The organism is Ottowia sp. VDI28, assembly GCF_049532675.1.
Taxonomy (GTDB): domain Bacteria; phylum Pseudomonadota; class Gammaproteobacteria; order Burkholderiales; family Burkholderiaceae_C; genus Ottowia.
The window spans coordinates 800,140-824,666 of the sequence record NZ_CP149820.1; the positions used below are offsets into that span (position 1 = coordinate 800,140).

Here is a 24,527-nt window from a genome sequence, read left to right on the forward strand (position 1 = left end):
AGTCCACACTGGAGAATCCTTGCAAAGACTCACTTCGCATTCGACACATTCCCTAGACGCCAAAGGGAGTGACCGTGGACCCGGCCGGGGGGGCGGAAGGGCCGCTCGATACCCACACCCCCGCAGCGTGGCGCATGGAGCAAACTGTCATGCTGAATCTCACGAATGTTCAGATCGTTTACGACAACACCATCGAAGCGGTAAGAGAAGCGTCGTTGTCGGTCAGCAAGGGAAGCATCGTCGCGCTGTTGGGTTCCAACGGGGCAGGCAAATCGACCACGCTCAAAGGCATTTGCGGCGTCCTTTACCCGGAAAATGGCGAAATCAAGGGCGGCCAGATCATCTTCGAAGGTCGTCCACTTGCCGGGTTGCCGCCGGACGAGATTGTGCGCACGGGTGTGGTGATGGTACCCGAGGGGCGCCGCCTTTTCGACCAGTTGACGGTTGAAGAGAATCTCGTGATGGGTGGCTACACGCGAAGCCGGGCCGACGCCAAACGCCGGATCGACATGGTGTACAGCCTGTTCCCGCGACTGGTGAACAAACGCACCACGGTGTCGGGCTATCTTTCGGGCGGCGAGCAGCAGATGGTAGCCATCGGTCGCGCCCTTATGTCGGCCCCGAAGCTACTGATGCTCGACGAGCCGACGCTCGGCCTTGCACCGCAAATCACCGAAGAGATATTCGAGATCGTCACCCGCCTCTGCCGTCAAGACGGCATGGGCATTCTCCTGGTGGAGCAGAACGCGCAGATGGCACTGGCCATCGCCGACTACGGTTACATCATGGAAAATGGCCGCGTAGTGCTTGATGGCCCGGCGGACAAGATGCTGCGCAATGAAGACGTGCGCGAGTTCTACCTTGGCTTCGGCGAGGGCGGATCGCGCAAGAACATGCGCGACGTAAAACACTACAAGCGGCGCAAGCGCTGGCTATCCTGAGAAGCATCATGAACGACGATTTGCTGAGGGTCGAAACCCTGTCCAAGCGATTCGGCGGCGTCGAGGCCGTGGCCGGCGTCAGCTTTCACGTCAAGCGCGGCGAGATCTATTCTCTGATCGGCCCCAACGGGGCCGGCAAGACAACAACGTTCAACATGATCAGCAGTGTGGTCAAGCCCAGCAGCGGCACGGTGCATTTTGACGGTCGCGACATCACCGGCATACCCACGCATCGTCTGGCCGCCATCGGCATCGGTCGAACTTTCCAGAACCTGGCAGTATTCAAGCATGCCAGCGTGGTGGACAACCTCCTGGTAGGTCGCCATTGCCACATGGCGACGAATGTGCTGGATGCCTCTTGGTTCTTCGGGCGGGCGCGACGCGAAGAAATGGAGCACCGCCGCAAGGTCGAGGAGATCATCGATTTTCTGGAGATCGAGGAAGTCCGCAACATGCCGGTGGGCACCTTGTCCTACGGGCTTCAAAAGCGGGTCGAACTTGGGCGCGCACTGGCCACGCAACCCAAGCTGCTGCTGCTGGACGAAATGGTGTCGGGAATGAACAGCGAAGAAACCGAAGACATTGCCCGCTTCGTGCTCGACATCCGCGACGAATTAGGGATCTCGGTGCTTATGGTTGAGCATGACATGGGCATCGTGATGGACATCTCCGACCGCATCTGTGTGCTCAACTTCGGGCGCAAGATCGGCGAAGGCACGCCCGCCGAGATATCGGCAAACCCGGCGGTGATCGACGCCTACCTGGGCAGCAAAACAAAGGAGGCTGCGTGATCGACTCCCTGGAGACCAAGCTGCGCGACGGTAACGCCACCCTTCCCAAGCTGTTGCAGCATTGGGCGCAAAGCACCCCGGATTCGCTGGCCTTTCGGGAAAAGGACTACGGCATCTGGAACCGGATGACCTGGCAGCACTATTTTGAAACGGCGCGCCGCTTCGCCCTGGGACTGAAGTCCCTGGGCTTCAACAAGGGCGACCGGCTGGCCATCGCCAGCGAGGACAGCCCGGAGTGGATGTTCGCTGACCTAGCCACGCAGGCCATCGGCGGCGTGGTGGTGGGGATCTACCCCACCAATCCGTGGCCGGAACTACAGTACATCGTGCATCACTCGAACAGCAAGTTCGTGGTCTGCGGCGACCAGGAGCAGGTGGACAAGGTGCTCGATGCGATGGACAAGCACGCGACCGGTTTGCCCGATGTGGTAAAGATCATCTGCGCCGACATGAAAGGCATGCGCGGCTACAAGCTCGACAAGCTGATGTCGTTCGAGGATGTACTCGAACTCGGCGACCAGTACTTTGCATCGTCGCCCGAGAACGCGAGAGCATTTGACCGTGCCATTGAGCAAACCCAGCCCGACGACACATGCATGCTCGTCTACACCTCGGGAACCACCGGCCCCCCAAAGGGCGCAATGCTCTCACACCGCAACCTGATCGTCACGGTGGACAAGCTCAAGACCCATTTCAGGCTGGACCGTCACAACTACGAGGTGGTGTGCTACCTGCCACTGTGCCACGTGGCGGAACGTGCCTTCTCGACCGTTTTGCACCTGCTCACTGGCGGCGTGGTCAACTACGCCGAATCGATCGACACCGTCGCCGTCAATTTGCGCGAAATTGCGCCAAGGGTGTTTCTGGGCGTGCCGCGCATCTGGGAGAAGTTGCAACAAGGCATTCTGATTCGCATGCAGGATGCCTCGCGCTTTCAACGCTGGGCATTCTCGCGCTGCATGGCGGCCGGACAGCGGCTGTTCGAGCGCGTCGAGGCACGAGAAGGACGACGCTCACTCACCGACCGGCTGCAGTTCTTCCTGCTCTGGCTGGTGATGTTTCGCAACCTGCAAAAGTTCATCGGTCTGGACCGCATGCGCTGCGGGTTCTGCGGCGGCGCCAGCGTCTCGCCCGAAGTGCTGAAGTTTTTCCGCGTCCTCGGTCTTCCGGTGTTCCAGGTATACGGCATGACCGAGTCCGGGGGTGGTCTTCTTCCAGCATGAAAAAGCGGCCAGGCTGGGCGCCACCGGACTGCCGATCGACGGCCTGAACTGGAAGATCGCCGACGACGGCGAGCTGATCATCAAGCACCCCGCCGTGTTCAAGGGGTATCTCCACGACGATGGCGCCACCGCCAAGACCGTGGTCGATGGCTGGCTGCACACCGGCGACATCGTGGCACTCGCCGACAACGGCGAACTGATGATCGCCGACCGCAAGAAGGCCATCATCATCACCAGCGGGGGAAAGAACATCGCCCCGTCCGAAATCGAGAACGCACTCAAGGACAGCCTGTACGTGCGCGAGGCCATCATTCTGGGCGACGGTCGCCATTACCTGTCCGCGCTCATCCAGATCGACTACGAAACGGTGGGCAAGTGGGCACAGGAGCGCAAACTGGCCTACACCACCTACAAGAGCCTGGCCTTGCTGCCCGAGGTGCGCGAGCTGATCGACGAAGACGTCAAGCGCGTCAACAAACTGTTTGCGCGAGTCGAAAATATCCGCAAGTTCCTGATCCTGGAAAAGGAACTCGACCACGATGACGGTGAACTCACCGCCACCCAGAAAGTGCGCCGCAACGTGATCGAAAAAACTTTTTCTCGCGAGATCGCGATCATTTACGGCGGGGGAAATGCCTGATGGACTATTTTCTTCAGCTACTCATTTCCGGTATGGCCGTCGGTCTGATCTATGGCTTCATCGGCATGGGCTTTGCGATGATCTACCGCGCCACCGGCGTGGTGAACTTCGCCCAGGGCGAGATGATGATGCTGGTGTCCTACATCGCATTCACCCTGGCAGATACATTGCACTTTGGCTTCTGGCCGATGCTCGCGGCAACAGTGGCGATCTCGGTACTGATCGGTCTGATGGTCGAGGTTTTGCTGATCCGGCCCATGCTCGGCCAGCCGGTCTTTTCGACGGTGATGGTGACCATCGGGCTGGCCGTGATTCTGCGCTCGGTAGTCGTGCTCATCTGGGGTGCCGACCCGATGCCGATGAATACAGGCCTGTCCACCGAAGTCATCAGGATCGGGCCCGCCGGTCTGTACCCGGCACAACTGTACGCCTTGGGACTCATGGCTGCGGTGCTGATCGGTGTTTGGGCCTTCTTCCGCTATTCACGGGTCGGCATCGCGATGCGCGCGACCGCCAACCTGCAGACCGCGGCGCTGCTGATGGGTATCAATGTCAAGCGCATTTTCGCGCTGTCGTGGGCCCTGTCGGCCGGCCTCGCCGCCATAGCCGGAGTGCTGATCGGCGTGATCTACGACGTCAATCCCGGCATGTGGACAACGGGTCTGCGCAGCTTTCCGGCGGTGATTCTCGGCGGACTGGACTCGGTGTTCGGTGCCGCACTGGGTGGCGTTCTAATCGGCGTCGTCGAAAACCTGTCTGAAGGTTACATTGGCCGCGGCATGAAAGAAATCGCCGGCTTTGTACTTATTCTGGTCGTCCTCATGGTCAGGCCCTATGGCCTGTTCGGCAAACCTGATATCGAGCGTGTCTGATGCGTAGCGGGAATTTCAAACAAAACTATCGCGAACTGCTGGCACTGACCGACTCGGTCGCTGTCGTCTTCTGGTCATGTGTGCTGGTGGCGTTCCTGCTCGCTGCGCCGCTGGTGTTGCCCACGTACTACGTGTCCGTGCTGCTGCTGCTCCTGATCACGGCGGTGGGGGTGCTGGGCCTCAATCTGCTGACCGGCACCACCGGGCTGATCTCGCTCGGGCACTCCGGGTTTCTGGCGGTCGGCGCCTACGCGACTGGCATCGTGGCCAGCAAGCTGGGTTGGTCAATGCTGCCGGCTATATTGGTCGGCGGCGTGAGCGCAGCCATCGCAGGCGTCATCGTGGGCATACCGTCGCTGCGGCTCAAGGGCCTGTACCTGGCCATTACGACAATGGCCTTCGCCGTGATCATCAACCATCTGATTCTCAATGGCGGCACCCTCACGGGGGGGTCGGAAGGCCTGACGGTCCCGCAGCCCTCGTTGTTCGGCCACCCACTTGGCGCAGAGCGCGGTTACTACTACGTGGTTCTCGCATTCCTGGTGGTGTTCACCTTCATTACCCTGAACATCCTGCGCAGCCGCATCGGCCGGGCTTTCCTGGCCATTCGGGAGCATGACATCGCCGCCAAGGCGATGGGCGTCAACCTGATCCGCTACAAGTTGCTGGCGTTCATGATCAGCGCCTTCTACACGGGAATCGCCGGCGGATTGCTGGCGTTTTACACACGTTACCTGAATGTCGACAGCTTCAGCCTGCTGATATCGATCGAGGCACTATCGATGCTCATCGTCGGTGGGCTCGGCACGGTGGCCGGAGCCTTGCTTGGTACTGCTTTCATCGTCTTGCTGAATGAAGGACTGGGCTTTTTGTTCGGCATGATCGGCGCCAGCTTCGGCGGGTCAGGCTCCACTGCCGCCTACGAAATCAAAGGCGTGATATACGGGCTCGCGATCGTGCTGTTCCTGCGCTTTGAACCCGACGGGTTGGTGGGACGCTGGCACGACATCAAGCACTACTGGACCAACTGGCCCTTCCGTTTCTAAGCACCTCGGCGGGGAACGACCGCCGCTGCTGATGCTCAAAAGGAGACCTGAGATGCGAAAGATCCACAAGTTGACCATGCGCCATTACCTGGGCACCCTCGTCACAATGGCCCTGGGTAGCGCTCTTGCAGCAATGAGTTCCATCCCCGTTTCACCCATCAATAGAGGAGTGTCTTTCATGATTCAAAAACTCAACCGACTCGCGGTTGCCAGCCTGATCGGCATGGCGGCCGCCATTGCCGCAACACCAGTGGCAGCGGAGCCTGGCGTGACCGACACCAAGATCGTTCTCGGCTCGGTGACACCCGTCAGCGGTCCGGCAAGCCTGCTCGGCAAGGCTCACATGCTCGCCCTGCGGGTGTGGGAACAAGACGTTAACGCTCGCGGAGGCATCAACGGCCGCAAGGTGGATATCCGCCAGGACGACGACGGCTACGTGCCACAGCGCGCCTTGCAGAGCGTCAAGAAACTGGTCGAGGTCGAGAACATCTTCGGACTCATCGGCACCTCAGGGTCGGCGATGCTGCAGGCGATGATCCCCTACATCAACGAGCAGCAGATTCCGACGATCAATGCCATGGCGGTGGCGGCCGCCCATTTCACGCCCCCCAACAAGACCGTGTTCGTGGTCGGGCCCACCTATTGCCAGGAGGTCAGCGCCGCGATGAGGCACATGGTGACGAGCAGGAAACTGCAGAAGGAGAAGTTCGCGATCGTCTACCAAGACGACGAGTTCGGCAGCGACGTGCGTTGTGGCTACCAGAAGGCCGTCAAGGAACTCGGGCTCAACAGCGTGTCCGATATCTCCTTCAAACGCGGTACCAAGGATTTCTCGGCCGAGATGCTCAGCCTTAAGCAGGCCGGAGCGACCTTCCTCTTGTCGGGCGGTGTGGTAGCCGAGCACTCCATGCTAATGAAGGAAGCTGCCAAAAACCAGATGCCGCTGACCATTCTGACGGTGCACTCGGCCCATCTGACACCGGTGCAGGCGCTCGCTGGCGCTGCGGGAGATGGCTATTTCGTCGCCGATTACGTGCCGCCTCTGACAGACCTGTCTGTTCCGGGGATGGCCAAGTTCATGGGACTGGCCCAGAAGTACCTTTCATCAGACGAGCTGAAATCGCTCAACCGCTACTCGATCACGGCCTACATTGGCGCGCTGTTGATGGAAGATGCCATCAAACGCTGTGGCAAAGCATTGACGCGTGCCTGTGTCGTCGACAAACTCGAAGCAACCAAAAACTTTGGCACCGACGGCTTGGCATCGCCGATCAGCTTCGCAACCGGCGTACGTCACTCACCAAGCAGTATTCTGGTCTTGCGCTCAGATGCCAAGAATTCCCGGTTCGAGCGTGTGTCCGAGCCCCTGCCGGTGGTCGACTGATACCTGCGTCGCCATTGACCTGTCCTCATATGCCGGTATTCCAAAAAGTTCTGATCGCCAACCGGGGGGAAATCGCGCTGCGGATTCATCGCAGTCTGAAGGCCATGGGGCTTTCCACCGTGGTTGCTTACCATGCGGTGGATGCCGGTAGTCCGGCAGTGCTGGAGGCTGACCAGGCCGTCGAGCTGCACGGTGCGACGCCAGTGGCAGCCTACCTCGACATCGCCCAAGTCGTCGAAGCTTGCCGCAGCACGGGGGCGCAGGCGGTACACCCCGGCTACGGCTTCTTGTCCGAGAACACGGCTTTTGCCCGTACTCTGATGCAGGCAGGCATTGTGTTCATCGGGCCCCGTGCCGACACCATTGAGCTGATGGGCGATAAGGTGCGCGCCCGCAACTTTGTGGCCGAACGCGGATTTCCAGTGGCACCCGGCGCGATTGAGGACGACGACCCGGAGACTTTTCTCGAACGCGCCCGCCAGGTGGGCTCGCCGCTGCTGATCAAGCCCTCGGCAGGTGGTGGCGGCAAGGGAATGCGCATCGTGCGAGACCTGGCCCATCTCGAGGCCGAGGTTGCCACTGCGCGCCGTGAGGGCGAACGCTACTTTGGCGACGGCCGCCTGTTCGTCGAGCGCTACGTTGAGCGCCCGCGCCACCTCGAGGTGCAGGTGCTGGGCGATGAATCCGGTCAGGTGGTCCACCTGTGGGAGCGCGAATGTTCGGTGCAGCGGCGCTTCCAGAAGATCATCGAAGAAACCCCCTCGCCCGCGCTGACCGGCAAGCAGCGGCGCGATATCTGCGAGGCTGCGGCGGGCATCGCCCGCGCATGCGGCTACCGCGGCGCCGGTACGGTTGAATTCATTTATGGCGCGGGCGGGGAGTTTTACTTTCTCGAGATGAACACACGGTTGCAGGTCGAGCACCCGGTGACCGAGATGGTCACGGGCATCGACCTGGTGCGCGAGCAGGTGCGGGTAGCGCGCGGCGAGCCGCTGGCCTTCGCCCAGTCCGATATTGCGCAGCAAGGCCATGCCATTGAATGCCGGCTCTATGCCGAGGACGCGGCGCATGACTTCCGCCCGGCCATCGGCAAAATCCTGCGCTGGCAAGCGCCTGCGGGGCCCGGCGTGCGCGTCGATTCAGGCGTGCGCGAAGGCCAGGCCGTGACCGCCGCCTTTGACCCGATGATCGCCAAAATCATCTGCCACGGCGCCACGCGCGACGAGGCCATCGCGCGTTCAGTGCGTGCGCTGCAGGACACCGTGCTGTTGGGCCTGACCACCAATGCGCGCTACCTGACCCGTGTTTTGCTCCATCCCGAATTCATGGAAGGCCGAGCCGACACCGGCATGCTGGCGCGCTGCGCCGACGAGCTGCGCGCCGCACCGCCAGGCGAGGCCGACACCGACATGGCCATCGCCGCGGCCGTGCTGTCTGATCGCGAGTTGCTGCGCGCGGTGCGCAGCGTGCCCGCGATGCATGCCGCAATGGGCGCCTGGAGGAATTGACGATGCGCCGACGCTACCTGATAGACGGACAAACCCATGACGTTGTGGTAACCCGCAGCGTCCATGGAGGATTTTCCATTCTGCGCGATGGTCGCCGCATTGACGTGCACGCCGAAGCCCTGCCCGACGACCGCCAGCGCTTGCACATAGACGGACAGGCGCACGATGTCTGGGTCGCTTGCAGTGAGAAGTCGGTTTTCGTGCACAGCAACCTCAGCGGTGCCATCGAGATCGAGACGGTGGACGCCGCGGGTGGTGCCGGACAAGCCCGCGTTGGTGCGTCCGACACGCTGGTTGCACCGATGCCTGGCACCATCATCGCCGTTCACGTGTGCGAGGGCGACATGGTGAACGCCGGCCAGTCGCTGTTGGTGATCGAGAGCATGAAGCTCGAAACCACACTGGTCGCGCCCCGTGACGCGCGCATCCAGGCCGTGCATTTTGGCGTTGGAGCCACCTTCGGACTCAAGGCAATTTTGTTGACGCTGGCCGACGCCTGAGCCCCAAAAACTTTTGCCTCACGCCATGAAACGCATCGAATCCCGCATTGACACTTCGTCCCCGGCGTACCGTGGCAACTACAAGGCAATGACAGCCATCGTCACGAAGTACCGTGAGCGCATGCAGATCACCCGCCACCAGCGCCCGGCGCACGAAATCAAGCGTGTACGCGATCAAGGCAAGCTGCTGGTGCGCGAGCGCCTGGATCTGCTGCTCGACCCCGGCACGCCCTTCCTCGAATTCTCGGCCCTGGCTGCCTGCGATGACTACAACGGCGAGGTGCCAGGCGCCAACGTCGTCACCGGCCTGGGTGTGGTCAGTGGCCGTGAGGTGCTGATCCATGCCGACGACTCCAGCGTCAAGGGGGGCGTCTGGTACACCCTTACGCCACGCAAGCTAAGTCGCCTGCTCGACATCGCGCTGGAAAACCGCCTGCCGGTGATCCACCTGTGCGACAGTGGCGGCGCCTTTCTCGAAGAACTATCAGGCGTGTACATCGAGGGCGGCAAGGTTTTCCGCAACCAGTGCCTGCTGTCGAAGGCCAACGTGCCGCAGGTCGCCATCGTTTTCGGCCACTGTACGGCCGGCGGCGCCTACATTCCGGCGTTGTGCGACTACAGCATCATCGTGCGTGGCACCGGCGGGGTGTTCCTGGGCGGCCCGCCGCTGGTCAAGGCTGCTACCGGCGAGGAGCATACCGCAGACGAGATTGGCGGCTGCGACCTGCACACCCAGGTTTCTGGCACGGTGGACTATCCAGCCAACAGCGAGGCGCATGCGTTTGAAATCTGCCGCGACATCGTGGCCCAGTTCAAGCCGCCGACGCGCAGCTTCCTGCCCGAGCGCGAACCCGAGGCGCCCTACTACGACCCGGACGAAATCCATGGAATCGTTTCGCCCGACCATAAGGTACAGTTCGATCAGCGCGAACTCATTGCCCGCATCGTCGATGGCAGCCGTTTCCACGAATACCAGCCAGCCTATGGCACGACGCTGATCTGCGGCTACGCGTACATCTGGGGCTACCGCGTGGGTATCCTGGCCAACAACGGCGTGCTGTTCAGCGACAGCTCCAAGAAAGCGGCGCACTTCATCTCGCTGTGTAACCAGAACCGCACGCCATTGCTGTTTCTCCAAAACACCACCGGCTACATGATAGGCCGCGGCTACGAAATGGAAGGCATCACCAAGGACGGCGCAAAAATGCTGATGGCCCAGGCTGGCAGTGAGGTGCCCAAGTTCACGGTCATCACCAGCGCCGCCTTCGGCGCCGGCTACTACGGAATGTGCGGCCGCGCCTGGGACCCGCGCATGCTCTGGGCCTGGCCCAACGTGCATATGGGCGTGATGGGACCAGAGCAGGCAGCAAACACCCTGGCCGACGTAAAAATCGCACAGTTGCGGCGCAAGGGGAACGAACCCGCCGCAGATGAAATCCAGGCGCTGCGGCAACGGGTCTATGAAAAGGCGGAGCGCGAGTCCAACGCCTACTTCGGCACATCGCGCCTGTGGGACGATGGACTGCTGGCACCCGTCGATACCCGCAATGCGCTCGGCATGGCCCTGTCAGCGGCCTCGCACGCTCCCATCGCCGATCCGCACTACGGCATCTTCCGTTTCTAAAGGCGCGCCCCATGACCGAACCCACCCCCTTCGGATTCGACGACGAGGCCCTCGCCGCCCGTCCCACCGTCTACCAGCCAGGCCTCTTCGCCGGGCAGGTGGCCATCGTCAGCGGCGCTGGCAGCGGCATCGGCAAGGCCATTGCCTTCCTCTACGCACGGCTCGGTGCCCGGCTCGTGATCTGCGGTCGCGACCCGGCCAAACTCGAATCCTGCGCCGAGTGGTTGCGCCGGCTGGGCAGCCCCGACGTTCTGGTGCAAGTCACCAACATTCGCGAACCCGAGCAGGTCGACCGGTTGATCGACGTTGCTTGGCTGCACTTTGGCCGCATTGACGTACTGGTCAACAATGCGGGCGGGCAGTTTCCTCAGCGGGCGCTGGACTACAGCGTCAAGGGCTGGAAAGCGGTGATCGACACCAACCTCAACGGCACCTGGTACATGATGCATGCCATTGCCCGCCGCTGGAGAGATACTTGCACCCAGGGCAACATCGTCAACATCGTCGCCACCTTCCAGCGCGGCATGCCGGGAGTGGCCCACACCTGCGCCGCGCGCGCTGCAGTCACCTACCTGTCCAAGACGGTCGCGGTGGAGTGGGCGCAATACGGCATCCGGGTCAACTGCATCGCACCAGGCGCAATTGCCAGCACGGGCTTCCGGCAGTACTCGCCAGAAGCGGTAAAAGCCTTCGCCGGAGCCAACCCGATGAAGCATGTCGGTGACGTGCAGGACGTCGCTGAAGCCGTGGTGTACCTCAGCGCGCCCAGCGGCAAGTTCATCACCGGCGAGCTGCTCACTGTGGATGGCGGCGGTGTGCTCTGGGGCGAGGCTTGGACCATCGCCAAACCCGACTACTTCAAGGTGAACGCATGAATTCAGCCGCCACACCAAACCCCAAGTTCGGCCCGGGTGACCAAGCCCTGGCCGCGTTGCCCACGGTTTACCGTGACGACCTTTTCGCCGGCAAGGTGGTGCTGGTATCGGGTGCCGGTAGCGGCATCGGCAAGGCCATCGCCTTCCTGTTTGCGCGACTTGGCGCCACGCTCGCCCTGTGCGGGCGCAAGGCCGACAACCTGGAGGACTGCGCCGAAAAACTACGCGCGCTGTCGGGACGCGAGGTGTTTATCTACCCCATGACAATCCGCGACCCCGAGCAGGTGGACGCCCTGTTGGCTGCAGTCTGGGAGCGTTTTGGTGGCATCGACGTACTGGTCAACAATGCTGGCGGCCAGTTCGCCGCCCATGCGATGGACTTCACCGTCAAGGGCTGGAACGCTGTGATCGACACCAACCTCAACGGCACATGGTTCATGATGCAGGGCGCGGCCAAGCGTTGGGTGGAGCAGGGTCGGCCCGGCAACATCGTCAACATCACCGCCGCCATCGACCGTGGCCTCACGGGCATGGCGCACACCACCGCTTCGCGCGCCGGCGTGATCGCGCTGTCGCGCACGCTGGCCATCGAATGGGCCGAACACGGCATCCGCCTCAACTGCATCGGGGCCGGAGCCATCGAGAGCAATGGCTTCAACAATTACCGAGAAGAAAACGTTTCCACCTTTTATTCCTGCAACCCGATGAAACGCGCTGGCGACGTGCAAGATATCGCCGAAGCAGTGGTGTACCTGGCGGGGCCATCCGGCAAGTTCATCACCGGCGAGGTGCTCAACGTCGAGGGCGGAATGCTGCTGTGGGGCGAGTTCTGGCCTGCCGGCAAGCCAGACTATTTCATAGTGGAACCCACTTGAGCGCGCAGGACCCTTCTGCGTCGGCAAGCTACTTCCACGGGCCGTTTCAGCAGCTCGTGGGATACGATATCCTGAACAACGAGCGCGGCCTGTATTTCCGGCTGCCAATCCGGCGCGACCACCTCAACCCCCACGGCGTGCTGCACGGCGGCGTGCCCTTGACCTTGCTCGATGCGGTCGGGGGCAGATCGCTGATTGACCGACCCATCCCTGGCAGCGGCCAGCTTATCCAGTCGTCCGTGACGGTCACGCTCACCGTGGATTTCATGCGTGCGGTCAGCACGGGTATTCTATTTGCATCTGCAACGCCAGACCACATCGGCAAGACGCTGGCCTAAGTCTCTGTCAAAGTGACGCTCGACGCACTCGACGGCGACATCGTTTCGCGCGGCATCGGCACCTACCGCATCTATACCAAGCCGCTGGTTAATTGCGTCTAATCGACACTGAATCTAGAAACGGCAATTGACTGCATGCATCCCCGATGGACCCGGCACGCGCATGAACCCAGACTTCCTGGGTGAGGGCGCTACGTACGCGATTGCGCCATCCTAGGGCGCGGCCAAATGCCGTTTCTAGGGTCATTCATGGCGGCTCGTAAATGATAGCCCTGCTGCGTTCCTGAAATCAGGTACAATCAGGCCGCCCGGAATCGCGGAAGTACCATGCCGCCCCCGGCGGGCTCGCAGACCAACTCGACTGCCATGTCGAAACTCACAACTGATGGATCTGCACCCACAAAGGAGCTGATCATCCGCGGGCCTTCTTCGAGTTCGACCAGGATCACGGCATATGGCGTGTCCTGTTTGAAAGCCGGCCCGGGAGCCCGGTGAACGACGCTAAAGGAATGCACTTTGCCGCGGCCGCTGGCAGCACGGTGCTCCAGGCGCTCACTGCCGCACGCGCGGCAAATGGCCTGCTGGTAGTACTGCACGTGAGCGCACGCCTGGCAGTGCTGCAACAGCAACTTGCCCTCGTTGATGCCCTGCCAGAAAGCTTGCGAATCGGCATCTGGCATGGGCATCGGCTTGATGTGGGCATCTTTGGGGTTGATCACAGGGTCGCCTCCGTTCCCAAAATAGTCGTTGCGTTGGTTGCGAAGCCTGCCCCCAGGCTGTGTACCAGGCCAAGTTCGGCACCCACCACCTGGCGGTCGCCGCAACGTCCACGCAGCTGGTTGATAACCTCATAAAAGTGGAACAGGGAGCCCGGCATGCCCGAGTGCGCGAACGACAGCAGGCCGCCGTGCGTGTTGCATGGAATGACACCTCCGTAGGTGATCTGACCAGCGTCGACAAAAGGCCCGCCCTCACCTTTGGCACAGAAGCCAAGATCTTCCAGCATCATGATCACCGTGCCGGTGAAGCAATCGTAGACCCCGGCCACGTCAATATCCTTGGGGCCGTAGCCGGCCATGGCATAGGCTTTGGCACTCGACTGCACCGCGCCGGTGGTGGTGAGCGAGGGCATCAAAAAGATGTGCTCGTGCGTGTAGCATTCGCCGCCACCCAGAATGTAGACCGGCTTGCCAATGCCCAAGGCCTTCGCGCGCTCGGCCGAAGTAACGACGAAAGCCGCGCCGCCATCCGAAATCAAAGAACAGTCCAGCTTGTGGTAGGGGCTTGTCACCATGCCCGAGTTGAGCACGTCGTCGACGGTGAGGGGGTCGGTCATCTGCGCCCCCGGCGTGCGGCGCGCGTGTTCACGGTGGATCACCGCCACCTTGGCCAATTGCTCTGGGGTGGTACCGAACTCCCTCATGTGCCGATGCGCGGTCATGGCGAAGGTGTTGGCCACGGGAATGCCGAACGGCATCTCGTATTGCTGGTCACGGCTTTCGGTCATCGAACGCAAGGCGAGGTCGGGCGACAGGCCGGTCAGCAGGCTGTCTCCACCGACCACCAGCACGGTTTCGGCCAGGCCACTGGCAATCGCGGCGGCGGCGCTATTGAACATCGTCGCCGCCGTGGCGCCCGAGACCTGCAGCGTGTTGGAGAATGTGGGCTGGATGCCGAGGTACTCGCTGAAGGCGACGCTGAAGCGATGAAACGGCGAGGCGAAGGCGGCGCTTGAGAGCACACCATCCACCTCACGCTTGTCGATGCCTGCCTCGGCCAGCGCCTTTCCCGCAGCATCCGCTGCCAGCGCGAGTGCACTCTTGCCCGGCACGCGTCCGACTGCCGAAAGACCAGCACCGATGATCGCTGTCTGCCCGCGAAGCGTCCGCCGTGATGACGAGGAAGATTTGAAACGTGTCATGGGAAGTCGGATCGGGAAGTAATTCAGGTTGCGGGTGCGCGCAAATGCTGACGCAATTGCACCTTGAGGATTTTGCCCACCGGATTGCGCGGGATCACATCGATCAACTCCAGCCGCTCCGGCAGCTTGTAAGCTGCCACGCCAATCTGCCGCAGGTGCGCGACGATATCTTCCAGCGTCGGCGGCTGCGCCTTGTCCTTGGGCACGACCATGATGCAGGTCTTCTCGCCCATGATGTCGTCGGGTACAGCCACCGCCGCCACCTCTTGCACGCCAGGGTGGGTCAACACCAGATTCTCCACCTCGGCAGCGCTGATATTGAAGCCGCCGCGGATGATGATGTCTTTCTTGCGGTCAAAAAAACCAACATGGCGCTCGTCACGCACGATGAAGAAATCGCCGGTACGAAAGAAGCCGTCCGGCGTGAACGAGTTCTGCGCAAGGTCGGACCGCCGGTAGTAACCGGCAAATACGTTCGGCCCACGGAAAACCAATTCGCCTACCTGGCCCGGCTGCGTGCACTCCCGGTCTTGCTCGTCGAGCAGCTTGGCCTGCACGCCTTCCATATTGGACGGCCATTCAAGCCCTGGCTTGCCCCACCAGGGGAAATGGTCCGAGCGCATGGCGAAGTCCGGCACATCGACTGGCCCCCCCACCAAGCCTGTGCCCTCGGTCTGACCCCACAGGTTGCAGATTTCGATGTTCCAGCGCCGTTTGAACTCTTCCATGCTCCAACGCGACGGCGGTGCCGAACCGGTGGCGATCGAGCGGATCGACGAGAGGTCAAGCTGGTCGACGTTGGGCAGCTTCAGAATCATGTTCAGAATCGCCGGCACCAGAATCGTGAACTGAACCCGCTCCGTGAGTATCTGCTTGAGAAACAGCTCAACGTTGAGCGGATGGTGCAACAACAGCGTGCCACGTGCCGCCAACCAGCTCATCCATGCTACGGCGCCAGTCATGTTGACCATCGGTGCAGGTGCCAGCACACGGTCGCCCTCCTGGATGCCCGCTGTACTGGGCACAAGCCGCATCTGGTAAATCCAGTTGTTATGCGACATCGGGCAGCCCTTGGAATAAGATTCGGTCCCCGAGGACCAGCAGATGCTGAAGATATCGTTGGGACCGATACTGATCGCGTCCAGCAACGCCAGGTCCGGTGCCTGCGCGGACATGGCAGTGATGTCTTCGAGCACCAATGTATTGCAGCCCAGCTTGTCAGCCATGGCGATGTGATTGAAGCCCTTGAAGTCCTTCACGCCGATGTACAGCCGTGCCTGACTGGTATCAAAAACGTTGCGCAACTCGGTTTCGCGCCACTGCATCGCCACAGGCGACAGCACGCCACCGGCACGGGAAACAGCAAAGTACAGCGCAATCAACTCCCAGACGTTGGGCAGCTGCGCGACCACAACATCATCCTTTTTTAACCCCCAGCGTATCAACCCAGTGGCGATAGCATCAACGGCCTGACCGAACTCGCGCCAGGTCACCGAGGTGGCGGGCGTGCCGATCAGCGCCTCGCGGTCTGGGGTGTCGACGATAGCCACCCGTTCAGGAACATGGGTGACGTGTGTTGCAACGACATCGAGCAACGTTCGGTCACCCCACAATCCGGCAGACGTGTAGCGTTCAATCGTGGCAGGGCTATGCAGAATCATGTTGCAGGTCTCCAAAAAGCAAACAACTCAGGTCGCGATCCACTTTGATCACTCCCTGAGGATCAAAAACCATGGAAGCTGGCGAAGGCATCCACCTCGGCACGTTCGGTAATGAAGGCGTTTTCCGGGGCCGACAGGTCTTCGTGACCCAAGGCAATACCGCAGGCCAGGATCTCGTGGTCGCCGATCGGCAGCTGGGTACGCGCCACTTTGTGGAACCAGGCAAACGCCGCCTGCGCACAGGTGTGCAGGCCTTGGGCACGCGCAGCGATCAGGATGTTCTGGATGAACATCCCCAGGTCCATGAAGCTGCCGGTGTTCAGGCGACGGTCCAGCGTGACTATCAGCCCGACCGGCGCCTCAAAGAACAGGTAGTTGCGCAGCATCTGGTGCTCGCGCGCCGCCATATCGTCGCGGCCGATGCCCAGGCTGGCATACAGGCCGAAACCGCAGCGGCGCCGGCGCTCCAGATACGGCTCAACCCAGGTCGTGGGGTAATAGGCGTACTCGGGCAGGTGGCGGTCGGCTTCGTGGGTGGCCGCATGGATGATTGACTCGCACAAGCGCTGCCGGGCCTCGCCTGCCACCGCATAAACCCTCCACGGCTGCACATTGTTGCCACTCGGCGCCCGCGCCGCCACGTTCAAGATGTGATGAACGACCGAGGTGGGAATGGGCGTGGGCAGAAAACGCCTGACCGATTTTCGGCTGCGGATCGCTTCGTCGACATGCATGGGAATACACCGCCTTTCTGACATGCCAAATAAAGGAAAATTTATACGTGCACCCGCACTGGACTCCAGCACGACCTTCAGTGTATATTATGTCATGATTTCTAACAAACAACCGTTCGACTGGGTGCCGACCCCGGACCTGATGGCGCAATCGAACCTCACCGCCTTCCTGCGCAAGGTTGGCGAATCGAGCTTCGCGAGCTTGAGCGCTCGTGCCGATGCCGATCCGGCATGGCTTATGGAAGAGGTGCTCGACTTCTGCGACATGCGCTTCTACAAGCCCTACACCCAGATGCTCGACACCTCGCGCGGCATCGAATGGGCGCGCTGGTGTGTAGGCGGCACGACCAACATCGTCTTGAATTGTCTGGACCGGCACCGCGGTACGCCGGTGTGGGATCAGACCTTCCTGGTCTGGGAGGGAGAAGACCCGAAAGACCGCAGAAGCCTGAGCTATCGCGAGTTCGATGCCGAGGTTTGCCGTCTGGCAGGCGCGATGACGTCGCTTGGCATAGGGCGGGGCGACCGGGTCGGCCTGTTCATGCCCAACCTGCCAGAGACCTTCATCGCGTTTTTTGCGGTGCTGAAAATAGGCGCGGTCCTGATGCCTCTGTTTTCCGGCTTCGGGCCGCAGCCGATCATCTCGCGCCTGAACGATGGCGAAGCCAAAGCCGTGCTGACAGTCGATGGCACCTGGCGGCGCGGCAATCCAGGGGCCATGAAGCAAGTGCTCGACGAAGCGCTGGCCGAAGTGCCAAGCGTCCAGCATGTAATGGTACTAAGCCACCTCGGCGAAGCACTCGCCTGCCCGATGACACCCGGACGCGACCACGACTGGGCCACGCTGGTGGCCAACCAACCCGCCGACCACCCGACTGCCGAAATGGAGGCCGAGGCACCCGCCGTGCTGCTCTACACCTCCGGCACCACCGGCAAGCCCAAGGGCTGTGTCTGGACGCATGTCAGCTTCCTTGGCTCGATGGTCACGCGCGACATGCATATCTGTGGCGACTTCAAGCCAACGGATCGATTCTTCTTCATGAGCGACATGGGCTGGATGGTGGGTGCCATGTGCGCCTGCATTCCAAGCTACTTCGGCGGCAGCCTGCTGGTGGCCGAAGGCACACCCGACTTTCCCGATACCGGCCGCTTCTGGCGCTTGCTGCAGGACCACCAGGTCAGCTATGCCGGGGTGGCGCCGACGCTGATCCGGGGGCTAATGCGCTATGGGGATGAGGACGTCAAACGCTACGACCTGTCGTCGCTGCGCGTCACTTGCTCAGGCGGTGAGGCCTGGACCGAGGCACCGTGGCGCTGGTTCTTCAAGCATGTCTGCAAGTCGACGCTTCCGTTCCTGAACATCGTGGGCGGCACCGAGGTCGGCGGCTGTAATTTCACCGGTACCCTGCACCATCCTCTGCGTCCTGGTTCGTTTGGCGCGCGCGGCCTCGGTGCAGGCGTTGACATCGTGAACGAAAGTGGCCAGCCGGTCGGCCCCGGGGAAGTCGGTGAACTGGTGCTGCGCAACCCCAACATCGGCTTTACCAAAAGCCTGTGGCGCGACGATGAGCGCTACCTCGACAGCTACTGGCGTACCCTCCCCGGCCTGTGGGTGCATGGCGATTTCGCCATGCGTGACGCAGACGGTCTGTTCTACATCCTCGGCCGCAGCGACGACACGATCAAGGTCTCGGGCAAGCGCACCGGCCCGTCGGAAATCGAAACGCTGCTCACCGGCACCGGCAAGGTGTCGGAGGCAGCCGTGATCGGCGTGCCCGACGAGGTCAAGGGCTCGGCCATCGTCTGCGTCTGCGTGCCGATGCCCGGCGTGGCTGCGGACGCGGTGCTGCAAGCCGAACTGTCGGGGGCCGTGGTTGCAGGCATGGGCACGTCTTACCGTCCTCGCCAGGTGCTGCTGGTCAGCGACCTGCCGAAGACACGCAACATGAAGATCATGCGTCGCGTCGTGCGTGCCGTGTACCGCGGCGAGAGCCCTGGCGACCTTTCCTCACTGGTCAACCCGGAGTCCGTGGCCGAACTGCAGGGAAAACTGGCAGGGTGAGACTTCGATCGCTCCGTAGGCGAAAGCTCAGATTGGGTTCCGCTCCACCAGTTGGCGGGCAATGATCAGGCGCTGCAGTTCGTTGGTGCCCTCGCCGATGCACAGCAGCGGCGAGTCTCGGTAATAGCGTTCGACGTTCAGCTCTTTAGAGTAGCCGTAGGCACCGTGAATGCGCAGGGCCTCCATGGCGTTTTCAACCGCCGCCTCGCTGGCGAACAGCTTGGCCATACCGGCTTCCATGTCGCAGCGCTGGCCGGCGTCATAAGCACGCGCGGCCTGTTCAACCAGCAGCCGCGCCGCCTCGGTCCGGGTCGCCATGTCAGCCAACTTGAGCTGAATGGCCTGGTGATCGCAGATCGGCTTGCCAAATGTGCGCCGCAGTTGCGCATAGGCAACCGATTCCTCCAGGCAGGCGCGCGCCACACCCACGCCGCGTGCCGCCACATTGATGCGCCCAAGCTCGAGCCCGCCCATCACTTGCTTGAAGCCTTGCCCTTCCACACCGCCCACCAGATTTTCGGACGGCACGCGGAAGTTGTCGAACACCAGCTCGGCGCTGTCAATGCCCTTGTAGCCGAGCTTTTCCAGCTTGCGGGTGGAGGTGAAGCCCGGGCCTTTCTCGCAGATGAACAGGCTCATTCCAAGATGCCGTGGCTGCGCTTGGGGTCGGTCTTGACCAGCACGGCAAAGGCCTGTCCATGGATGCCGTTGGAGATCCAGGTCTTGGTGCCGTTGATGACGTAGTGATCACCGTCGCGGCGCGCCACCGTGCGCACCGCCTGCAGATCGGTGCCGCAATCGGGCTCGGTCAGTGCCAGCCCGCCGCGCAGTTCGCCTCTGGCAAAGAGCGGCAGAAAACGCTGGCGCTGCGCCTCGGTGCCGTTGCGCTGCACGCAAGCTGCCATGATGAGGTGAGAATTGATGATGCCGGACACCGACATCCAGACCCGCGCGATGCGCTCCACAACCTTGGCATAGGTGCTGGCCGACAGGCCCAGGCCGCCGTATTCCTCTCGGATGATGCAGCCAAACAGGCCCATCTCGCGCATCCCGGCGACAATGCCGACCGGCCACTCGTCGGCATGTTCGAGCCGCTGCGCCACCGGCTTGATCTCCCTCTCTACGAAGCGCGCGACGGCATCGAGCACCAAACTTTCTTTTTCAGCATCAAAGGCCATGGGCTGGCTGGTGGTCATCAGGGTGCTTCGGAGGTGTTGGACTGGGTCAGGGTGCGCGCCAAGGTGGCTGCGTCTTTGATCCGGTCAGCCGCCAGCACGGCGTCGCGCCAGCGCAGCGCTTGATCGCGTGGCAGCTCCAGCAGCGCATTGCGCATGAATTTGGTCTCGATGTCAGCGCCCGTGATGGGTTGACCCGGCGCGCCGCGGTGCATTGACTCACGCCAACGCAGTTTGCGCCCATCGTGCGTGCGCACGCGCAGTTCGCCCGAAAAGAAGGCCGTGTATCGGCCTCGGGGTCAGCCACGTGCGCTATGCGGTCAGCCAGCGCCCGCACCTGCGGGTCGCTCAGGTTGGCAGCATCCAGTTCGGTCAGCCCCAACTCCCCGCGCAGCAGGGCCAGCGCGACAAGGTGGTGAATGCTGAACTGCGACTCATAGACGTTGGCCGGGCGGCGCTTGGCCGCAACGGGTTCGCACACCACCGGGTGCACCCCTTGCGGCAGGAGCACTTGCACCGATGCCACCTCCTCGGCGCGCAAACCAGCGGCCCACAGCGCCAAGGCGGCGTCGATGCTGGCATGCGTGAAGTGGCACGTCGGATACAGTTTGACGGCGACATCGAGCACTTCCCAGCGCTCGCCCAAGCCGCGCGTGCACTGCGACAGGTCGGCCTGCAGGCCGCGCGCAGCAAGGTGACTGGCGTACAGGCCAAAACGCCCCTCGTAAGGTTGCGAAGGGCCGCGAAAACCGGCTCCGGCCAGTGCCGGGGCTGTCAGTCCGCAGACACCGGCCCAGCCCGGGTGCATGCGCTTGGTCCAGGCACCGTCGCTCAGAAATTCCATGCTGCCGGAAGCCATGGACAACACCACGCCTTGCGCGTGTTCGAGTCCGGCTCGGTCCAGCCCCATCAACTTGCCCGCCGCCAGCGTGCAACCAAAAGCCCCCACCAATCCGGTCGGATGAAAGCCAACGTCGTGGAAGCCGCCCCGGGCCGCTGCACCCAGGCGGGCTGCGACCTCAATCGCCAGCACGTAGGCTGCAATCATCTCGGCACCCGTGGCATGCCGCTGTGCCGCCAGGCCCAGCGCCAGCGAAAAGGCGCTGGCGCCGGGGTGCGTGATCGCGCCGGGGTGGGTATCCTCAAAGTCCAATCCATGCACCAGAATGCCATTCATCAACACCGCATCACGCAACGGCAACGGCGCAAAGGTGCCCATAACGGCGCTATCGCCCGCGCCGCCCAAGGCCTGCAGACCGCGGTAGGCGCAGTGAGCGAAATCCTGCTGTGACGACGCTAATGCGATGCCCAGTGCGTCGAGCATCAGCAGCTTGGCCCGTTCGACCACGGCCGCCGGCAGCATGCCGGGCTCGAGGTCATGCGCGAACGAAGCCAGCTGCGCGGCAATGCTGGGGGCGGCGTCAGGGGTGTTTGGAATCATTTTCAAGAACCTCGCTTGCGGCAATTCACGGCAGACTGAGCGCAGCCAGTGACTGGACGTAACGATCTTGTCCATCCTGCGCTCCGTTGACACTGAGACCCACCGGCCGCAACAAGCCATCGCGCAGGCCATAAACCAGCCCATGCACCTCGACTTGCTGCCCGCGCTCCCAAGCACGACGCAGGATGGTGGTGCGGCACACATTGCTGACCTGCTCGATCACGTTCATCTCACAAAGCCGGGCGGCGCGCTCGTCGGCACAGGAAATGCCGTCAAGCCGATCGGCGTGCTTGCGCGCCACGTCTTCCAGATGACGCAGCCAGTTGTCGGCCAGGCCGGTTCGGCGCTGTTCGACCACGGCCTGCACGCCGCCGCAACCGTAGTGCCCTACCACCAGCACATGCTCGACCTTGAGCACCTCGACCGCATATTGCAGCACCGTCAGGCAGTTCAGGTCAGAGTGCACCACCAGGTTGCCGACGTTGCGGTGCACGAACACCTCGCCCGGCTGCAAGCCCACGATTTCATTGGCTGGCACCCGGCTGTCGGAGCAGCCGATCCACAGATAGCGTGGCATCTGCTGCCTCGCCAGCCGCTCGAAGTACTGCGGGTCCAGGGCCGCGCAGCGCGCCGACCAGGCACGGTTGTTCTCAAACAAAGGGTTCAGACTGGACATGGCTTTTCTCCAGTGCGCCATCAGCGGCGCTGCACATTGGCTTTCCGTTCCCGGCAAAGGCGGGCGGGCTGCCGCGCCCGGCGACGTGCAAATCTGGGTTCACGCGCTGCATCCGGCCGTTGGCAATCAGGTGAAGTGCCGAGCCTATGACCACAAGGTCTGCGATCAGGGTTTTATGGAACATGTCAGCCCCCGCGCCAGCGCGGTGGGCGCTTTTCGTTGAAGGCCTTGACGCCTTCGAGTCGATCGGCCGACGACACCAGCACGTTGTAGGCCGTAATGTCGAGCATGTAACCGCTGTGAAAGTCGATTTCGCCGCCGCGCGAGGCGGTCAGTTTGGCGTAGCGGGTGGCCATCGGTGCAGCCCGCACGATTTCGCGCGCGTCGGCCAATGCGGCGGCCAGCGCCGTGCCCGGCTCGGCCAAGTCAGTTACCATGCCCCATTCGGCGGCTTCTTCGGCTGAAAACCTTTGTGCGGTGAGCAGCAGCTTCTTGGCCCGCCGTACGCCGACCGCGCGCACCAGGTTCTGGATGCCACCGCCGCCAGGCATGATGCCGCGCCGCAGTTCGGGCAGCGAAAACACCGCCGCGCGCGAGGCGATGATGTAGTCGCACATCAGCGCCAGTTCGCAGCCACCACCATGCGCGTGGCCTTCGACGGCGGCGATCACCGGTTGCGGAAAATCCTTGACTGCCAGAAAGACCTCTTCGGCGAGCTGGTGCTGGCGCCGCCACTGGCCGTCGGTCATCCCGTCGCGCTGCTTGAGGTCGCCGCCGGCCGAGAACGCGCGGCTGCCGGCACCGGTGAAGATCAGCACGCGCAAGGCGTCGTCAAAAGCCAGTTCATGCAAGGCCTCGCGCAACTCGACGAACATCTGCGTGTTCATCGCATTCATCACCTCGGGCCGGTTCAGCACCAGAGTGCGAATGCCGTCAGTGGGATCAGTGTTGGGCGCGGCTTCGACGCGCAGGGTAGTGTAGTCCATGGTCGGGAATGGCGGCTTTAAAGCGGTCAATAGGATCGGGGCATGCCCAGCAGGTGCTCGGCCACCTGCGCCAGCACCAGGTTGTTGGAAATCGGCGCGGTCCGAAACAGCCGTGACTCCTTCCACTTGCGCTCGATGTCAAACTCGCAGGCTATGCCGTAGCCGCCAAAGGTGCTCATCGCCGCCTCGGCCGCCTCCCAGGCGGCTTCGCTGGCCAGGTACTTGACCATAGTCGCTTCGCGGCCGCAGGGCAAACCTGCGTCGAACAGCGTGACGGCCTTGTTGCGCATCAGTTCGGCGGCTTCGATGTTGATATGCGCGCGAGCGATGGGAAACTGCACCCCCTGGTTGGCACCGATCGGACGGTCGAAGACGACACGCTCGCTGGCATAACGCGAGGCCTTTTCGACAAACCACTTGCCGTCGCCGATCGCCTCGCTGGCCACTAGCAGGCGCTCGGAATGCAGCGAGTCGAGCAGGTAATAAAAGCCCTTGCCTTCTTCGCCGATGCGGTCGTCGTCGCTGACCTCAAGGTTGTCAATGAAGACCTCGAACGTGTGGTGGTTGATCATGGTGCGGATCGGCTTGGCCTTGAGCGAGGAGCCAGCCTTGGCGATATCGACCAGAAACAGGCTCAGGCCGTCGGTCTTCTTGGCCGATTCCTCGAACGGCGTGGTGCGCGCGATCAGCAGGTACATGTGCGAGTGGCTGTAACGCGACGTCCATATCTTCTGGCCGTTGATGACATAACCGCCGGCCACCTTGCGCGCGAAGGTCTTGATGCGCAGCGTGTTGGAGCCTGCATCGGGCTCGGTCACGCCGAAAGCCTGCAGGCGCAGGCTGCCGTCGGCAATGCGCGGCAGCGTCTTGCGCTTTTGCGCCTCGCTGCCATGCCGCAGGATTGAGGCCATGGTGTACATCTGCGCATGGCACGAAGCGCTGTTGCCACCGTTGCGATTGACCTCTTCCAGGATGGTGCAGGCATCCATCAGCGACAGCCCGGAACCGCCGTATGCCTCAGGGATCAGCGCGGCCAGCCAGCCTGCCTCGATCATGGCATCGACAAATGCCTCCGGATAGGCGCCGTCCTGCGCGCACTGGCGCCAGTAATCGGGGCCAAAGCCGTCGCACAGGGCTTTCACGGCGGAACGAATCTGCGTCTGTGTTTCCGTGTAGCTGAAGTCCATGGGTATCCCCTGAGGGCTCACCTTCTGAACACGCCGAATTGCGTGTCGCGCTGGGGCACGCGTATCG

The 24,527-nt window shown here is 62.3% G+C and carries 23 protein-coding genes and 1 pseudogene; 14 read left to right on the forward strand and 10 right to left on the reverse strand.

Annotated features, from left to right (window positions below):
- Positions 1–149: 149 nt before the first annotated feature.
- From WJU18_RS03675 to WJU18_RS03735, 13 genes are all read left to right on the forward strand, one after another.
- Entirely contained in the window at positions 150–941 is a 792-nt protein-coding gene (locus WJU18_RS03675; protein WP_423458820.1) for an ABC transporter ATP-binding protein, read from the forward strand.
- Between the two features lie 8 nt (positions 942–949).
- Positions 950–1,732: an ABC transporter ATP-binding protein gene (locus WJU18_RS03680; RefSeq protein ID WP_423458821.1), complete on the forward strand. Its 783-nt coding sequence runs from the start codon at positions 950–952 to the stop codon at positions 1,730–1,732.
- Positions 1,729–2,955, forward strand: coding sequence for an AMP-dependent synthetase/ligase (locus tag WJU18_RS03685; RefSeq protein ID WP_423458822.1), 1,227 nt, complete (start codon positions 1,729–1,731; stop codon positions 2,953–2,955). The genes WJU18_RS03680 and WJU18_RS03685 overlap by 4 nt, the downstream gene beginning before the upstream one ends.
- Positions 2,936–3,595: a hypothetical protein gene (locus WJU18_RS03690; RefSeq protein WP_423458823.1), complete on the forward strand. Its 660-nt coding sequence runs from the start codon at positions 2,936–2,938 to the stop codon at positions 3,593–3,595. Before WJU18_RS03685 ends, WJU18_RS03690 begins: the two co-directional genes overlap by 20 nt.
- Positions 3,595–4,467 (forward strand): branched-chain amino acid ABC transporter permease, encoded by an 873-nt coding sequence (locus tag WJU18_RS03695; protein WP_423458824.1) that lies wholly within the window; start codon positions 3,595–3,597, stop codon positions 4,465–4,467. Before WJU18_RS03690 ends, WJU18_RS03695 begins: the two co-directional genes overlap by 1 nt.
- Positions 4,467–5,513, forward strand: coding sequence for a branched-chain amino acid ABC transporter permease (locus tag WJU18_RS03700; protein WP_423458825.1), 1,047 nt, complete (start codon positions 4,467–4,469; stop codon positions 5,511–5,513). Before WJU18_RS03695 ends, WJU18_RS03700 begins: the two co-directional genes overlap by 1 nt.
- A gap of 178 nt (positions 5,514–5,691) precedes the next feature.
- Complete coding sequence (locus tag WJU18_RS03705) at positions 5,692–6,897, forward strand: ABC transporter substrate-binding protein (protein WP_423458826.1); 1,206 nt, start codon at positions 5,692–5,694, stop codon at positions 6,895–6,897.
- A gap of 29 nt (positions 6,898–6,926) precedes the next feature.
- Positions 6,927–8,405, forward strand: a complete 1,479-nt coding sequence (locus WJU18_RS03710) for an acetyl-CoA carboxylase biotin carboxylase subunit (RefSeq protein WP_423458827.1) — start codon at positions 6,927–6,929, stop codon at positions 8,403–8,405.
- Positions 8,406–8,407: 2 nt separating this feature from the next.
- On the forward strand, positions 8,408–8,905 hold the full coding sequence (locus WJU18_RS03715; RefSeq protein WP_423458828.1) for a biotin/lipoyl-containing protein: 498 nt from the start codon (positions 8,408–8,410) through the stop codon (positions 8,903–8,905).
- Positions 8,906–8,930: 25 nt separating this feature from the next.
- On the forward strand, positions 8,931–10,529 hold the full coding sequence (locus tag WJU18_RS03720; RefSeq protein WP_423458829.1) for an acyl-CoA carboxylase subunit beta: 1,599 nt from the start codon (positions 8,931–8,933) through the stop codon (positions 10,527–10,529).
- 11 nt (positions 10,530–10,540) lie between these two features.
- Positions 10,541–11,404, forward strand: coding sequence for an SDR family oxidoreductase (locus WJU18_RS03725; RefSeq protein WP_423458830.1), 864 nt, complete (start codon positions 10,541–10,543; stop codon positions 11,402–11,404).
- Positions 11,401–12,279 carry an SDR family oxidoreductase gene (locus WJU18_RS03730; protein ID WP_423458831.1) on the forward strand — a complete coding sequence of 293 codons (879 nt, stop codon included), beginning with the start codon at positions 11,401–11,403 and terminating at the stop codon, positions 12,277–12,279. The genes WJU18_RS03725 and WJU18_RS03730 overlap by 4 nt, the downstream gene beginning before the upstream one ends.
- Positions 12,276–12,617: a PaaI family thioesterase gene (locus WJU18_RS03735; protein WP_423458832.1), complete on the forward strand. Its 342-nt coding sequence runs from the start codon at positions 12,276–12,278 to the stop codon at positions 12,615–12,617. The genes WJU18_RS03730 and WJU18_RS03735 overlap by 4 nt, the downstream gene beginning before the upstream one ends.
- A 299-nt stretch (positions 12,618–12,916) precedes the next feature.
- Here the strand turns inward: WJU18_RS03735 and WJU18_RS03740 are convergent, their stop codons facing one another.
- The 4 genes from WJU18_RS03740 to WJU18_RS03755 all read right to left on the reverse strand — a co-directional run bounded on the left by WJU18_RS03740 (position 12,917) and on the right by WJU18_RS03755 (position 16,933).
- Positions 12,917–13,336, reverse strand: a complete 420-nt coding sequence (locus tag WJU18_RS03740) for a Zn-ribbon domain-containing OB-fold protein (protein WP_423458833.1) — start codon at positions 13,334–13,336, stop codon at positions 12,917–12,919.
- Positions 13,333–14,538, reverse strand: a complete 1,206-nt coding sequence (locus WJU18_RS03745; RefSeq protein ID WP_423458834.1) for a thiolase C-terminal domain-containing protein — start codon at positions 14,536–14,538, stop codon at positions 13,333–13,335. The genes WJU18_RS03740 and WJU18_RS03745 overlap by 4 nt, the downstream gene beginning before the upstream one ends.
- Positions 14,539–14,561: 23 nt before the next feature.
- The gene (locus WJU18_RS03750; RefSeq protein ID WP_423458835.1) at positions 14,562–16,199 is read right to left on the reverse strand and encodes a class I adenylate-forming enzyme family protein; all 1,638 of its coding nucleotides are present in this window, start codon (positions 16,197–16,199) and stop codon (positions 14,562–14,564) included.
- Positions 16,200–16,261: 62 nt separating this feature from the next.
- Positions 16,262–16,933, reverse strand: a complete 672-nt coding sequence (locus tag WJU18_RS03755) for a nitroreductase (protein ID WP_423458836.1) — start codon at positions 16,931–16,933, stop codon at positions 16,262–16,264.
- A gap of 94 nt (positions 16,934–17,027) precedes the next feature.
- Here WJU18_RS03755 and WJU18_RS03760 point away from each other — a divergent pair, with 94 nt between their 5' ends.
- Positions 17,028–18,995 (forward strand): AMP-binding protein, encoded by a 1,968-nt coding sequence (locus WJU18_RS03760; protein WP_423458837.1) that lies wholly within the window; start codon positions 17,028–17,030, stop codon positions 18,993–18,995.
- A gap of 27 nt (positions 18,996–19,022) precedes the next feature.
- Here the strand turns inward: WJU18_RS03760 and WJU18_RS03765 are convergent.
- From WJU18_RS03765 to WJU18_RS03790, 6 genes and pseudogenes are all read right to left on the reverse strand, one after another.
- Positions 19,023–20,191: pseudogene (locus tag WJU18_RS03765) on the reverse strand (acyl-CoA dehydrogenase family protein).
- Between the two features lie 28 nt (positions 20,192–20,219).
- Entirely contained in the window at positions 20,220–21,611 is a 1,392-nt protein-coding gene (locus WJU18_RS03770) for an MmgE/PrpD family protein (protein WP_423460928.1), read from the reverse strand.
- 25 nt (positions 21,612–21,636) lie between these two features.
- Positions 21,637–22,287 carry a carbonate dehydratase gene (can, locus tag WJU18_RS03775; RefSeq protein WP_423458838.1) on the reverse strand — a complete coding sequence of 217 codons (651 nt, stop codon included), beginning with the start codon at positions 22,285–22,287 and terminating at the stop codon, positions 21,637–21,639.
- A complete protein-coding gene (locus WJU18_RS03780) occupies positions 22,262–22,471 on the reverse strand; it encodes a hypothetical protein (RefSeq protein ID WP_423458839.1) in 210 nt (69 codons plus the stop codon). The genes can and WJU18_RS03780 overlap by 26 nt, the downstream gene beginning before the upstream one ends.
- A 1-nt stretch (position 22,472) precedes the next feature.
- Positions 22,473–23,273, reverse strand: a complete 801-nt coding sequence (locus WJU18_RS03785) for an enoyl-CoA hydratase/isomerase family protein (protein WP_423458840.1) — start codon at positions 23,271–23,273, stop codon at positions 22,473–22,475.
- A gap of 26 nt (positions 23,274–23,299) precedes the next feature.
- Positions 23,300–24,460, reverse strand: a complete 1,161-nt coding sequence (locus WJU18_RS03790) for an acyl-CoA dehydrogenase family protein (RefSeq protein ID WP_423458841.1) — start codon at positions 24,458–24,460, stop codon at positions 23,300–23,302.
- Positions 24,461–24,527: the final 67 nt, after the last annotated feature.

Bases quoted from the DNA above. Each gene is read 5' to 3' on its own strand.
- WJU18_RS03705 (WP_423458826.1), top strand. From the start codon at position 5,692: ATGATTCAAAAACTCAACCGACTCGCGGTTGCCAGCCTGATCGGCATG.
- WJU18_RS03760 (WP_423458837.1), top strand. From the start codon at position 17,028: ATGATTTCTAACAAACAACCGTTCGACTGGGTGCCGACCCCGGACCTG.
- WJU18_RS03695 (WP_423458824.1), top strand. From the start codon at position 3,595: ATGGACTATTTTCTTCAGCTACTCATTTCCGGTATGGCCGTCGGTCTG.
- WJU18_RS03750 (WP_423458835.1), bottom strand. From the start codon at position 16,199: ATGATTCTGCATAGCCCTGCCACGATTGAACGCTACACGTCTGCCGGA.
- WJU18_RS03745 (WP_423458834.1), bottom strand. From the start codon at position 14,538: ATGACACGTTTCAAATCTTCCTCGTCATCACGGCGGACGCTTCGCGGG.
- WJU18_RS03675 (WP_423458820.1), top strand. From the start codon at position 150: ATGCTGAATCTCACGAATGTTCAGATCGTTTACGACAACACCATCGAA.
- WJU18_RS03720 (WP_423458829.1), top strand. From the start codon at position 8,931: ATGAAACGCATCGAATCCCGCATTGACACTTCGTCCCCGGCGTACCGT.
- WJU18_RS03770 (WP_423460928.1), bottom strand. From the start codon at position 21,611: ATGATTCCAAACACCCCTGACGCCGCCCCCAGCATTGCCGCGCAGCTG.
- can (WP_423458838.1), bottom strand. From the start codon at position 22,287: ATGTCCAGTCTGAACCCTTTGTTTGAGAACAACCGTGCCTGGTCGGCG.
- WJU18_RS03680 (WP_423458821.1), top strand. From the start codon at position 950: ATGAACGACGATTTGCTGAGGGTCGAAACCCTGTCCAAGCGATTCGGC.
- WJU18_RS03755 (WP_423458836.1), bottom strand. From the start codon at position 16,933: ATGCATGTCGACGAAGCGATCCGCAGCCGAAAATCGGTCAGGCGTTTT.
- WJU18_RS03715 (WP_423458828.1), top strand. From the start codon at position 8,408: ATGCGCCGACGCTACCTGATAGACGGACAAACCCATGACGTTGTGGTA.
- WJU18_RS03710 (WP_423458827.1), top strand. From the start codon at position 6,927: ATGCCGGTATTCCAAAAAGTTCTGATCGCCAACCGGGGGGAAATCGCG.
- WJU18_RS03725 (WP_423458830.1), top strand. From the start codon at position 10,541: ATGACCGAACCCACCCCCTTCGGATTCGACGACGAGGCCCTCGCCGCC.
- WJU18_RS03780 (WP_423458839.1), bottom strand. From the start codon at position 22,471: ATGTTCCATAAAACCCTGATCGCAGACCTTGTGGTCATAGGCTCGGCA.
- WJU18_RS03730 (WP_423458831.1), top strand. From the start codon at position 11,401: ATGAATTCAGCCGCCACACCAAACCCCAAGTTCGGCCCGGGTGACCAA.
- WJU18_RS03700 (WP_423458825.1), top strand. From the start codon at position 4,467: ATGCGTAGCGGGAATTTCAAACAAAACTATCGCGAACTGCTGGCACTG.
- WJU18_RS03785 (WP_423458840.1), bottom strand. From the start codon at position 23,273: ATGGACTACACTACCCTGCGCGTCGAAGCCGCGCCCAACACTGATCCC.
- WJU18_RS03790 (WP_423458841.1), bottom strand. From the start codon at position 24,460: ATGGACTTCAGCTACACGGAAACACAGACGCAGATTCGTTCCGCCGTG.